The sequence below is a fragment of the Rathayibacter sp. AY1E2 genome (assembly GCF_002932325.1).
Taxonomy (GTDB): domain Bacteria; phylum Actinomycetota; class Actinomycetes; order Actinomycetales; family Microbacteriaceae; genus Rathayibacter.
This window is the reverse complement of sequence record NZ_PSVO01000008.1, coordinates 88,616-100,715: the sequence shown is the minus strand read 5'-3', so window position 1 is coordinate 100,715 and position 12,100 is coordinate 88,616. Positions and strand designations below refer to the sequence as shown.

Sequence of the window (12,100 nt, the reverse complement as noted above, 5' to 3'; positions counted from 1 at the left end):
TGCAGGATTGCTCTCGAGAACGCCACCGCTCTCCGTCACCGGCTCGAGATCGGTGAATTCCCCCGCAAGGGAGAGAGTCGCCCCCTGATCCGAGACCACATCCACTCGGAGACGGGTTCCTTCGACGACATAGGCGTGCAGTGAGCCGGGCATGGGTTGATCGTGCCACATCAGTCGAGGTTCGATCGCCATCCGAGAGTCTGCCGGACGAGGTATCTGCTTGACGTGTCATCGACCGGGTCGCGTCGGTGCCGCGCTTTCACGCCGTGATCGAGGAAGAAAGGATGGAGAGTATCTGCGCCATCTTCGGCAACTCGATTTGCGCCCTGCCGAATTCATCATCCCGCTCTCTGAAATGCATAAGTATATTCCTCAACCTCGCTATACGGTCAAGGGAATTACTGACCTCCTTGCGATCCATACGAGCGCCGAAACTTTTCCAAGCAACCGGACTAGTCACAATTCTACTAAGTTCGCCGAAAGTTAGATCCGATGATCCTTTGAACTCCTTCGACGCGGATGACGGAAGGGACTCAAGCAACTCCTTCTCAGAGAGAAGCCTCGAGTCGAGCAACTCGTCGACGATTTTTCGTAACGACATCTCGCATCGCTCTACGAGGAGGAATGGGTTTGCTATATCCGAAAGCGCCTGCCCGAGATCCGCGCTTGTCACGATGCCGGAGAGAAATCCTCTCGAGTCCGTCACCAAGACATAACCATTGGCATTGACCATTGGGATCGCGTCGAGCAGATCGCTGTCGAGCAACACTTCCCGAGCTTCCTCCATACAGTCTTTCAAGGAAGCGTCCGGGTTGGAGAAAAGGGTCTGCCCGATTGTATGCCAACTGATCACCCCGACCGGGCGGCCTTTCCCGCGAACGACAGGCAACTGGGAGAAGTCGTTCAGATTCATGAGCGTCGTTGCACGCTCCAAACTGTCGGTCTCGGCGACGAATGTCAACGGCTTCACAGTGGCACTCGGAATGAATCTCATGCTCAATTTTTCGCCGACCCGCATCTTTGAAGTTCGCATCTCTTCCTCCACTACATTCAGCCCAGTTCCTTCAGGCGCAACACCTACGTGACTCTTCGGGCAGATCGACACGTTCAGGCTTGGTACGTCAGCGCTTAGGATCGAACCCTGCCGACCGCCGAATCACTGGACCGGGAGTCGCAGCTCGGTGGCGCCCGACGACACTCTGGAAAGCTTATTCTGGTTCCGTCAGCAATCCGGTCCTCCTGTCGGCGATGGTGTCGAGGAAAGTGACGATTCGTGTTCCTTCGCGACGGCGTGGCCGTGCTCAGCCCCAGCGACCTCAGCAGCGCCTCGACCTGCGAGTTCGCGTTCCTCCGCCGGCTCGACGAGAAGATCGGGCACCTCGAACCTTTGCCTGTTGAGCGCGATGAGATGAACGAGCGGACCTCCGCGCTCGGGGACCAGCACGAGGACCGGACCTTGAGGAAGTACCGAGTCGATTTCGGGGGCGGAGTCGTGGAGGTGCCGAAGCCCGATGTGCGGGATCCGGCAGCTGTCCGCACAGCGGTCGAGGTGACACGCGGAGCCTTCGCGAACCAGGCGGACGTGGTCTTTCAAGGAACGTTCGCCGATGAGGCCTTCATCGGCTTCGCCGACTTCATCATCCGGCGCCCCGACGGCCGTTACCGGGTTCAGGACACGAAGCTGGCCCGCTCCGCGAAAGTGACGGCGCTCCTCCAGCTGGCCGCTTACGCGGACCAGCTCGAGCGGCTCGGAGTCCCGGTCGACGACGCGGTCGACCTTCTGCTGGGCGACGGAACGACGAGCACTCACCAGCTCGCGGACGTCCTGCCCGTCTACCGGAGGCGTCGAGCGCGGCTCGAGACGATCGTGAGCGAGCACCTGGTCGAGTCGACGCCGGTCCAGTGGAGCGACCCGCGCTACACGATCTGCGGGCAGTGCGCCCACTGCACGAACGAAATAGAGGCGAGCCGCGATGTCCTTCTGGTCGCGGGGCTCCGGGTTCTCCAGCGGGAGCGGTTGCGGAGTGCCGGCATCACCACGATCGACGAGCTGGCGTCCTCGACCCATGATGTGAACGGGATCGGAACAGACACTCTGGCGAAGCTGCGCAGCCAGGCATTGCTCCAGACCACGGCTGCTGGTGGCGTCCCTCCTGTGGAGGTGCACACCCCCGACGCCTTCGGCGCCCTGCCCGAGCCCTCCCCCGGTGACATCTACTTCGACTTCGAGGGCGACCCCCTGTACTCCGAGGGCGGAGGGGCCCGATGGGGACTGGACTACCTGTTCGGCTACGTCGACCGAGACGAGACCTTCACTGCGCACTGGGCGCACTCCTTCGCCGAGGAGCGTGGAGCACTTCGCGCCTTTCTCGCTGACGTCGCCGAGCGGCAGCGGCGTGATCCCGCTATGCACATCTACCACTACGCGTCCTACGAGCGGACGCACCTGGCGTCACTGGCCGCTCGTCACGGGGTCGGGGTCGAGCAGGTCGACCAGATGTTGCGCGACGGTATCCTCGTCGACCTGTACCCGATCGTCCGCCGCGGCATCCGAATCGGCTCGCCGTCCTACTCCATCAAGAAGCTCGAACCCCTCTACATGGGCGATGAGCTGCGGGACGGAGACGTCACGGACGCGGCCGCATCCATCGCCGAATACGCGGCTGCACGGGATCTCATTCAGAGCGCCGATCCCGACGATCCCGGAGCGACCGCCACTCGCATCGCCCAGGGCGAGGCCAAGCAGGGAGCGATCGCCGACTACAACCGATACGACTGCGTATCGACGCTGCGACTGCACCGGTGGCTGCTCGATCTGGCGAAGGAAGCGGGTGTGGGTCCGCGTGCGAGCGCCGTGGAGGAGGATCCGAAGGGAGAGGAGACAGACGTGGGCCTGCACGCAGAACTTCTCGCTCTGGCAGGGGACCCATTGGATCCCCATCGCACCGACGATCAGACGGCGATCGCGTTCGCTGCGGCGACACTCGACTTCCACGCCCGAGAGGCGAAGAGTTTCTGGTGGGAGCACTTCTGGCGCCTCGGCCACCCGATCGACGAATGGGACGACCAGAAAGGCGTGCTTCGCGCCGAGCGGGTGGACATCATCCGTGATTGGCATCGGGGCGACCGGCAGAGGATAGATCGCCGTCTTCTCCAACTGCATGGAGAGCTTGCGGCCGGGGGCACCCTCGACGTGCACGACACCGTGAAGCCCCTTGCTGTCTACGACTTCGGCGCGTCGATCTCGGGGCCGAAAGATCGTGAAGACCAACGTCACGCTCATCCCGTCGAAGTCGTGACCGCGTACGACGGCGCGTTCGTCGAGATCGAGGAAACGCAGCCTCGGTTCGTCGACAAGTTCGACGATCTTCCTCTCGCTCTAACTCCGGCAAAACCTCCGCCCGCGCTCGACCAGCAGCCGGCGATCGCGGAATGGGCGCAGAGCCTCGCGGATCTTCACCCGAGGTGGCCACGGGACCCCGTCACGGACCTCCTCCGGCGCGTTCCTCCTCGCACTCGTTCCTCCGTCCTCGCCCTCGAGCGTGGCGACATGATCGCTGCCGTAACAGCGACTGTCCTCGATCTCGACGACTCCTACCTGGCTGTTCAAGGCCCTCCCGGAACCGGGAAGACCTACCTCGGATCGCGGGTGATCGCGGCTCTGGTTCTCGAGCACGGCTGGAAGGTCGGTGTCGTCGCTCAATCACACAAGGTGGTGGACAACCTCCTCACCGCCGTCGTCAGTGCTGGAGTACCCGGGCGCCAAGTGGGCAAGAAGGCCTCAGGAGGTGACAGCGAGGTCTATCGGAGCCTGGACAAGAGCGGCTTCCTCCCATTCGCGTCAGAGAACCCTGACGGTCATGTCATCGGCGGGACCGCCTGGGACTTCGCCAACACCCGGAGAATCCCACGCCGCAGTCTTGATCTCCTCGTCGTCGACGAGGCGGGACAGTTCTCCCTGGCCTTCACGGTCGCCGCCGCGGTCGGTGCCCGCAATCTGCTGCTGCTCGGCGACCCTCAGCAGCTGCCGCAGGTGAGCCAGGGCATCCACCCGGAGCCGGTCGATCAGTCGGCGCTCGGCTGGATCAGCGCTCGGCACGATGTCCTTCCGCCCGAGCTCGGCTACTTCCTCTCCGAGAGCCGGCGGATGCATCCTGCTGTCGCGGCTCCCGTGTCCGCTCTCTCCTACGACGGGAAGCTGCGCTCCCATCCCTCCACGGCGGAACGGTCACTGACCGGGATAGAACCGGGGCTGCACGCACGGCCCGTAACTCACACCGGCAATTCGACGTCTTCCTCCGAGGAGGCCGAACTCGTCGTGCAGCTCGTGCTGCAGCATCTCGGTGCTTCCTGGCACGACGAGGCGGCGGGGCGCGGCTACTCCGTTTTGGCTCAAGCCGACTTCATCGTCGTCACGCCTTACAACGCACAGGTCGACACCGTGCGAGCGTCACTCGATGCGGCGGGGCTTCCCGAGGTGCGGGTCGGCACCGTGGACAAGTTCCAGGGCCAGGAGGCGGTCGTCTCGATCGTCACCCTCGCAGCCTCATCGGCGACCGATGTGCCACGTGGCATGGAGTTCCTGATCCAGAAGAATCGGCTCAACGTCGCGATCTCGCGCGCTCAGTGGGCCTCTTTCCTGCTCTACTCGCCCGAGCTCCTGGAGGGGCTGCCGTCGACGCCGGCGGGAGTGGCGACGCTCAGTCGGTTCATCGCTCTCGTCGGTCGTTGACGAGCCCTGCGGCGAGAATAGCGCGGCAGCCCCTCGCGCGATCGATGCGGCGAGATCCGTGGCGACGTCGCTCTCGGTCCCCCAGGTTTCGCTGCGCCTGAAAAGGACAGCGATCCGGTCGGCGGCGTCGTTCAGCGGGTGACCGCTGTGGCCGGGCACCCACTCCAGTTCGACCTCGCGTTTCGCACCCGCGTTCGCGATGGATACGAGCCTGCGTTCGACCGCATCCGTCCGCTCCCGGCGCGCGGGCGGCTACGCCAGGACGAGAGTGACGGCCTCGAGAGCCTGCCTGCAGTCGACCAGGAGCCGGAGTCGGCTGAATTGCGGCTGCGCGCGGATCGCCTCGTCGATGGCGATCAGCTCGGCATGGAAGCTCGATCCGCTTACGGCGCGCTCCGCCCCGAACGAGCCGCCCTCCGAGACCCAGGCGAAGCTCCCGCCCCCGCCCGTCTGCTGAAGGCGCCGTCGGTCGCGATGGTCGTCACCGGCCCGGAGGGCAGCCTGCTGGCCGTTGCCCACCCACGCACCATCTCGGCGAAGCGCGCCTCCTCGGCTATCAACGGCCGCCGCGTCGACAGGAGCTCGGAGGGCTTCGGGATCGTCCGCATGCCCGCATCATTTCGGCGCCCACCGACATGCTGCAGCTCGTCGACGCCCGCTCGGACGACTACCGAGCCCGCACGAACCGCTTCGCCGGCTTCCCCACAGCCCCCGACGCCAGCTCGCCCGTCTCGTGGAGGAACGGCAGCATCGCCCGGCGGAAGCTGTCCCGCATCAGCGGCTCGCCGGCGACCTGCTCGTGCAGGTCGTGCAGCTGTCGCATGGTGAACGGCTCGGCGACGAGGCGGTACGGGTCGGGGCGGTTCCGGTACTCCTCCCCGATGGTGAGCAGCGCGCGCGCGACGATCTCGTCGTGGTCGAAGGCGAGAGGTCCCTTCTCGGCGACGGGCACGGCGAGGCCCGACGCCTGCGTCGCCTCCCAGGGCGCGACCGCGAGGTACGCCACCGACATCACCCAGCCGCGGTCGTCCCGCTCCGGAGCGTCGAAGACGTGCAGCTGGCGCAGCTCGACGCCCTCGATGCCCGTCTTCGTCCGCAGTCCGCGTCGAACGGCGTCGTCGAGGCGCTCCCGCTCGTGGACGAAGGTGCCGGGGAGGCGACGGCCGTACCCGTCCTCGATGAGGACGATCGAGAGCGGGCCGCCGGGAGGCACTGTGAGTACCGCGGCGTCCACGGCGACGGACGGTCGCGGATGATCGGTCAGCTCTGCGGTTGCCATCTGGTAATTGAAGCAGAAGTGCGCTAACTTCGGTGTCATGGAGTTAGCGCAGATACGCGCTAACCGGAACGGGGAGTCTCATGACCGCACACCGGACGTCGCTGACGTCGATGCAGACGGACCGGGCGGTCGGCGCGATCGTCGCCTCCGCGGCCGCCGACGCACTGGGCGCACCGTACGAGTTCCACCCGCCGCTCGCCGACGGCGTCCCCGTCCGGCTGCACGCGGGCGGCGGCTGGGATCTGGGCGAGTGGACCGACGACACGAGCATGGCGATCCCGATCCTCGAGGAGCTCGCGGCCGGTGCCTCCCTTGACGATCCCGAGACGCTGCACCGCATCGGCAGGCAGTGGCGGACCTGGGCCGGGACCGCGAAGGACGTCGGCATCCAGATCCGCCGCGTGCTGTCCACGGCCCCCGGGGCGAGCGAGTCCGAGCTGCGCGCCACGGCGGAGCAGGTGCACCGGTCCACCGGACGCTCGGCCGGGAACGGCTCGCTCATGCGCACCGGCCCGGTCGCGCTCGGCCTGCTGCACGCGGACGACGCGACCCTCGCGGCCGCCGCCCGTCGGCTGAGCGACCTGACGCACTTCGAGGACGACGCCGGAGACGCGTGCGTGCTGTGGTCGCTCGCGATCCGCCACGCGATCCTCGAGGGCGCCTTCAACGTCCGCAGTGGCATCACCGCGCTGCCCGAGGAGCGGCGGACGCTGTGGTCGGAGCGCTTCGACGTCGCCGAGCGGACCGCGCACCCGAAGGACATCCCCGGGAGCAACGGCTGGGTCGTCGCGGCGATCCAGGCCGCCTGGTGCGCCCTCACGCACAGCACGACCCTCCAGGAGGCGATCGAGCTGGCCGTCCGCAGCGGCAACGACACGGACACGGTCGCGGCGATCACCGGGTCGCTCGCCGGCGCCCGCTGGGGACGCTCCGCTGTTCCCTCCGCGTGGCTCCGGCACCTGCACGGCTGGCCCGGGCTGACCTTTGACGACCTGGTGCGCAGCGCCGTGCTCGCCACCCGCCGAGGCGTCGCGGGCGAGAACGGCTGGCCGGCCGCCGCGCGCTGGCCGGTGAGCGGCCTGCCCGCCACGCTCGTCGTCCACCCGCACGACGACGGCGTGCTCCTCGGGGACCTGACCGCCCTGGACACCCTCGCCGAGGACGGCACCGGCCCGCGCGTCGACGCCGTCGTCTCCCTGTGCCGTGTGGGCCGCGAGCAGGTGCCGGCCTTCATCGGCGAGCGGACCGCGGTCTGGCTGGTCGACCAGGACGGCAGCAACGCCGATCCGGCCGGCGTGCTCGCGGATGCAGCCGACTCCATCGCCGCCTACCGCGCCGAGGGCCTGACCGTGCTCGTGCACTGCTTCGAGGGGCGGAGCCGGACGCCCTCCGTCGGAGCCGCGTACAGCGTCCGGCACCTCGGGATCCCCGCCGACCAGGCGCTCCAGGAGGTCAGCGCGGTGCTGCCGCGTGCGCGGCCGGCGCGGTTCCTCGTGGATGCGGTGCACGCGGTGCGGCCTGCGGAGGTGGAGATCGATGGCTGAGTCGGCGCCGAGGGCTGGTCGATCCGCCGCCGGCTAGCCCTTCGGCAGCCGGGCGATGCCCTTCGCGAGGTGGGCGGTGAAGGCGGCCGTCCGCCGGCGGCGGCCGAAGGTCTGCAGGAGCCGACTCTCGAGGGTCGCGCGGTCCAGCTGCGGGTCCGTCCGGAGGAGGAACTCGGCCGCATTGGCGATCTCGCGAGGACTGATCTGGAGGAGCGGACGATCCGCGCCGCTCGTGTTCGGCCGGAACTCCGACCACGTCTCCGGATCCAATTCCGGCGGCCACACGAAGCGCTCGCGGTCGATCACCACCTCCGACGCCTTGATCTGCCGCCGGATCTTCTCGATCCGCGCCGAGTGGACCCGCTGCAGACCGAATGAACGGCCGACGAGCGTCGCGAGCCGCTCGAGCTCGATCGGCCCCTCGAACGCGGTGATCTCGGCGACGACCGCGCGCACCTTCTCCTTGGCCGCCTTCTTCGGCAGCTCGTCGAGGACGGCGACGTCGCCGACGGACACCACGGTCCACGGCTCGAACTCCGTGCGGGACGCACCGATGGTCGGAGTGGCGGCCGCGTCCTCACGCACGAGGACGGCCTGATCGGGGACGACGTCCTCCTCCTTCCCGGCAGGCGCCTCCCCGGCCGGCTTCTCCTCCTCCGCCACTCCGGAGGGAGCGGCCGTCGGCACGATGCCGTACTCCTGGACGACGGCGAGCATGGCGGCCTCGCGCAGCTCGCGGGCGGCCGGCAGACCCTCACCGTCGTCGAACTGCTCGAGGAGGCGGACGACGAAGTCCTGCGTCCGCCAGGCATCGAGGCCGGTGAAGTCGTCGTTGTGCGCCCAACGGTTGCGGACGATCCTCAGCTCGCTCCCCAGCGTCGAGACGACCCGGGTGGACGGATCGTCGAACGGGTACTTGAGCCCGCCGAGGCGCTCGGTCAGCATGCGGAGCTGAGCCTGCAGATCCGCGGAGTCGTAGGTGCGCTCCGGATATCCCTTCGCCCGGTCGAGCTCGCGCAGAACGGTGGGCCACTCGAGAGTTCCGAGGACGTGAGCCAGCTTGCGGGTGAGGATGTCGTTCAGCCGGTGTGCCAGGTGATCCAGCCCCGACTGCACGGAGGCGCGGGCATGGAAGTCGCCGGTCGCAGTGGTCATGGTGATGCCTTTCGAGAAGAGGGAGGGAGGCCGTGGAGGTCGGGGCCGAGTGATGCGGAGCCGTCAGGCGCGGTGTGCGCGGCTGGTGATCTCGGCGAGGACGGCCTTCTCCGCCGCGTTCACGTCGCCGTCCACGGCCGCCACTCGATGAGCCGCGTCGAGCACGTCCGAGAGGTCCCCGTCCTCCGAAGCCATCCGTTCCCAGACGTCCTCCGGGTCGACGTCGACGACGCGGGCGAGCCGCTCGTCGACCACCTCGTGCGTCTCCCGCACCAGGGCGATCAGGTGCCGCATCAGGAGGATCTCGTCGTCCGAGATCCGCTTGTCCGCGTTGATGACGAGCCAGGCCGTCCAGAGCATGAGCTGCGGGTGACGCGTCCGCCGGCTCAGCCCCGTCGCGATCTCGATCACCCGAGCCTCGTTGCGGAACACGGTCTGGGCGTGGCGACCCACGAGGACCGTCGTCCAGCGATTGATGCCGATCGCGAGCGGTACTCCGGCTGCCGGAATGGCGATCTTGACGACGTTGCGCTGCAGGAGATATTTCCCGACAACCGGAAGACCTTTGGCCGCCGCGAGGGCGGGGCCGGAGTAGAACCGCTTCACGAAGGGTCGGATCAACGCCGGTGCCGCCTTCAGCACTCCCTCTCTGACGACCTCTCCGCCCTTGATGGTGAAGGCGACCCGGATGAGCTTCCACAGATCCTCGGGGTCCGAGGGATCCAGTCGGATCCCGTAGAGGACGGAGACGTCCCAGGCCAGGCGGACCTGCAGCTGGGTGAGAAAGGCGATGTCGACCATGACGGTGACGCCTGCAGCCGGGAGTGTGAGCGGGCTCGCTCCTCCGAGACTGCCGAGGGTCGTGATGATCGCCGCGGTGTAGGCGCCGGCGGACAGGCCACCCTCGAGCGCCGCATAGTTCGCCGCCGTCTTGATGCGCCGGTCGACGATCCCGTCCGCCGGGACGCCCTCGTACTTCCGCCGGAAGTACTCCGCATCGACCTTCTCGGTGTAGGTCTTCAGTGACTGGGCGAGCAGTTTCTCGAACCAGTTGCCGGACTTCAGGTCGTCCGCGGTCAGGCTCGACAAGAACTCGCGCAGCTTGCCCGTCTCCTCCGCGAGGTCGGCCCGAGCCGCCTCGTCATCCTCGGCGGGCTCGTCGACGGTCGGGTTGTTCGGCATGAGGGCTCCCCCGGGAGTGTTCGACAGGTGTCCGTCAGACTGCCACGAACCGGAGACACCGTCGGCGTCGGAGGGTACGGCTCCCTCCTCCTCGCGGGTCATCCGAGGGCCAGCGTCCACGAGCCGTCCGCGGTCACGGAGACCACGGAGGGGCCTGCGCTGAGCGGGACGGTGCCCGAGTAGGCCCCGATCTCGTTCACGAGCAGCCCGAAGCCGAAACCGCCGGTCTCCTCCTGCACCACGAAGTTCGCCGTGCCCTGGTGCGAGGCGGTGAGTCGGGAGGCGTCGCCGGAGTAGAGGAACACGGCGTCCCCTGTGCCGCTCGGAGCGAGTGCCGGACTCGCCGAGACGGGGTCGAAGCGCAGCGTCCACGGGCCGCTCGCGGTGATCTGGGCGGAGGCGCCGGTGCCGAAGGAATTGAAGCCGTAGACGGTCACTCCCGAGTAGGAGCCGATGGTGTTGACCAGCAGCTCCCCGGTCGAGGCGTTCTGCGCGTCGATGATCTGCACCGCGAAGTTGCCCTCGCCCGAGTACTCGGCAGTGACCACTCCTGCGGTCGCGCCGGCGGGCAGCGTCACGACGCTGTCCCCCGTTCCCGATTCGGTGACGGAGGCGAAGGTGCCGAACTCGTCGGTCGCCCACGCGGCGGTCTCCGCGGTCTCGTCGACCACGGGCTCGGGCTCGGGCTGCGCCGTCCGGGCCGGCGCGGGCTCCGGAGAGGCCTCGGCCTCGGATGCCGCGGGCGCCGACTCGGCCGGCTCCGGCTCGGCGGAGGAGGCGGCCTCGGCGGAGGCGGCCGGGCGCTCCGGTGCCGGATCCCGCGAGCCGGACACCGCGCCGACGACGACCGACAGCGCGAGGAGGCCCGCGGTCACGGCGATCGCCGGGACCTTCGCGCGGGAGTAGCCCTCGAGCGGCCTGCCCCGCCCGTCCCGGGTGGCCCCGGTCAGCAGGAGGATCAGGTCGACGAGCACCCAGATCCCGAGTCCGCCGAAGGTGATCAGCTTGAGGATCGCGGTGCCGGGCTTGCCGAGGTAGAAGCGGTCGGCGCCGAGGCCGCCGAGAAGCAGGGCGAGCAGCCAGGCGGTGAGGAAGGACTTCTGAGAAGTGGTGGACATGAGGGTCTCCGTTCAGGGTCGTGCGGGTCAGTCGCGGTGGCGCTCGAGGACGAGATCGAGTCCGTCGTCGGGGTGGTAGCCCCAGGAGGCGTCGAGGTCGTCCCAGGACGCCTCCTGCCTGCCGTCGAGGGCACGGGTGCTGTCGATGCGCGTCAGGACGCTGTCGGGCACGTCGACCTCGGTGAGAACGCAGGCGACGTCCGCGAGATCAGCTCCGGGGCTCTCCGCGCCCTCCGTCTGCATCGAGAGGCTCGTGCCGTCGTCACCGAGTGCGAAGTACCCGCCGGGCGAGATATCGCACGTCTCGAGAGCTGTCTCGATGGCGGTCGGCCCGACCGAGCCGACGGCGGAGCCGATCGCCGGCAGGACCCAGAGCCCGAGGACGATCCCGATCAGGAGGCCGCCGGCCGCCGTCACCACCGGCAGGACCCGGGGAAGGGCGGGTGCCACCCCCCGTCGCTGCGGACCGGCGAGCGCGGAGGTGGTGCCGTGCTCCGCGGCGGGGACGTCAGGCTTCGGGGCGAGGCCCTCCGGAGCGGGGGCTGTGCTCTCCGCCGGGTGATCCTTGTCGTCGGTCGGGAGAGCGCGCCGTCCCCGCTCGGGAGCGAGCTGATCCGGCTGGGGAGCGGGGTACGTCGGCTCGGGGCCGGTCTGGTCGTCGGCCATGATCAGTACCTCGGCAGCGAGAGCAGGTTGTCGGACTCGACGCCGTTGGACGTCGTCGCGATGTACCGGCGGCCGGCGCCGGAGCGCCGGGTGATCACCTGGGCCTCGGCTCCGGTGCGATCGTTGTGGGAGCGGAAGACCGCCCCGCTGTCGATGCGCCCGACGATGGAGCCGACGGGCTCGGAGTGCAGGGGGCCGGTGGCGCGGACGGAGTGCTGGACCGCGACGATGTGCTCGTTGCGGGTCCCCGGTGCGGTGACGGAGATGCGGCGGATGTAGGGCATGTGGCCTCCTCGGCGACGGTGCGGCGGCGGGTGCTGCTGCGGTGATGAGAAGACTGGAGGCTGGCCTTATCTGACTGCGAGACAAACAGCGATAAGCCCCCTTATCGATGATTAAAGCCACTGGGGGTCAGGACCCAGTA

General features: G+C 68.2%; 10 protein-coding genes. 2 read left to right on the top strand and 8 right to left on the bottom strand.

The window, feature by feature from the left end; genetic code table 11:
• Positions 1-259: 259 nt before the first annotated feature.
• A complete protein-coding gene (locus tag C5C49_RS08425) occupies positions 260-1,105 on the bottom strand; it encodes an HPP family protein (RefSeq protein WP_146084870.1) in 846 nt (281 codons plus the stop codon).
• 168 nt (positions 1,106-1,273) lie between these two features.
• Between C5C49_RS08425 and C5C49_RS08420 the strand changes: the two genes are divergently transcribed.
• Complete coding sequence (locus tag C5C49_RS08420; protein WP_104345924.1) at positions 1,274-4,732, top strand: bifunctional RecB family nuclease/DEAD/DEAH box helicase; 3,459 nt, start codon at positions 1,274-1,276, stop codon at positions 4,730-4,732.
• Between the two features lie 252 nt (positions 4,733-4,984).
• On the opposite strand, the gene C5C49_RS08415 is transcribed toward C5C49_RS08420, so the two are convergent.
• On the bottom strand, positions 4,985-5,251 hold the full coding sequence (locus tag C5C49_RS08415; RefSeq protein WP_104345923.1) for a hypothetical protein: 267 nt from the start codon (positions 5,249-5,251) through the stop codon (positions 4,985-4,987).
• Between the two features lie 148 nt (positions 5,252-5,399).
• A complete protein-coding gene (locus tag C5C49_RS08410) occupies positions 5,400-6,011 on the bottom strand; it encodes an NUDIX hydrolase (RefSeq protein WP_104345922.1) in 612 nt (203 codons plus the stop codon).
• A gap of 80 nt (positions 6,012-6,091) precedes the next feature.
• On the opposite strand from C5C49_RS08410, the gene C5C49_RS08405 reads away from it, so the two are divergent.
• The gene (locus tag C5C49_RS08405) at positions 6,092-7,555 is read left to right on the top strand and encodes an ADP-ribosylglycohydrolase family protein (RefSeq protein ID WP_104345921.1); all 1,464 of its coding nucleotides are present in this window, start codon (positions 6,092-6,094) and stop codon (positions 7,553-7,555) included.
• 33 nt (positions 7,556-7,588) lie between these two features.
• Here the strand turns inward: C5C49_RS08405 and C5C49_RS08400 are convergent, their stop codons facing one another.
• From C5C49_RS08400 to C5C49_RS08380, 5 genes are all read right to left on the bottom strand, one after another.
• Positions 7,589-8,710, bottom strand: coding sequence for a DUF3320 domain-containing protein (locus C5C49_RS08400; RefSeq protein ID WP_104345920.1), 1,122 nt, complete (start codon positions 8,708-8,710; stop codon positions 7,589-7,591).
• A 63-nt stretch (positions 8,711-8,773) separates the two neighbouring features.
• Complete coding sequence (locus C5C49_RS08395) at positions 8,774-9,892, bottom strand: TerB family tellurite resistance protein (protein WP_104345919.1); 1,119 nt, start codon at positions 9,890-9,892, stop codon at positions 8,774-8,776.
• A 98-nt stretch (positions 9,893-9,990) separates the two neighbouring features.
• Positions 9,991-11,010, bottom strand: coding sequence for a TM2 domain-containing protein (locus C5C49_RS08390; RefSeq protein WP_104345918.1), 1,020 nt, complete (start codon positions 11,008-11,010; stop codon positions 9,991-9,993).
• Between the two features lie 27 nt (positions 11,011-11,037).
• Positions 11,038-11,676, bottom strand: coding sequence for a hypothetical protein (locus C5C49_RS08385; RefSeq protein ID WP_104345917.1), 639 nt, complete (start codon positions 11,674-11,676; stop codon positions 11,038-11,040).
• 2 nt (positions 11,677-11,678) lie between these two features.
• Positions 11,679-11,960, bottom strand: a complete 282-nt coding sequence (locus tag C5C49_RS08380; RefSeq protein WP_104345916.1) for a DUF3892 domain-containing protein — start codon at positions 11,958-11,960, stop codon at positions 11,679-11,681.
• Positions 11,961-12,100 lie beyond the last annotated feature (140 nt).

Coding starts and splice junctions, on each gene's coding strand:
- C5C49_RS08410 (WP_104345922.1), bottom strand. CDS start 6,011: ATGGCAACCGCAGAGCTGACCGATCATCCGCGACCGTCCGTCGCCGTG.
- C5C49_RS08405 (WP_104345921.1), top strand. CDS start 6,092: ATGACCGCACACCGGACGTCGCTGACGTCGATGCAGACGGACCGGGCG.
- C5C49_RS08400 (WP_104345920.1), bottom strand. CDS start 8,710: ATGACCACTGCGACCGGCGACTTCCATGCCCGCGCCTCCGTGCAGTCG.
- C5C49_RS08395 (WP_104345919.1), bottom strand. CDS start 9,892: ATGCCGAACAACCCGACCGTCGACGAGCCCGCCGAGGATGACGAGGCG.
- C5C49_RS08390 (WP_104345918.1), bottom strand. CDS start 11,010: ATGTCCACCACTTCTCAGAAGTCCTTCCTCACCGCCTGGCTGCTCGCC.
- C5C49_RS08385 (WP_104345917.1), bottom strand. CDS start 11,676: ATGGCCGACGACCAGACCGGCCCCGAGCCGACGTACCCCGCTCCCCAG.
- C5C49_RS08380 (WP_104345916.1), bottom strand. CDS start 11,960: ATGCCCTACATCCGCCGCATCTCCGTCACCGCACCGGGGACCCGCAAC.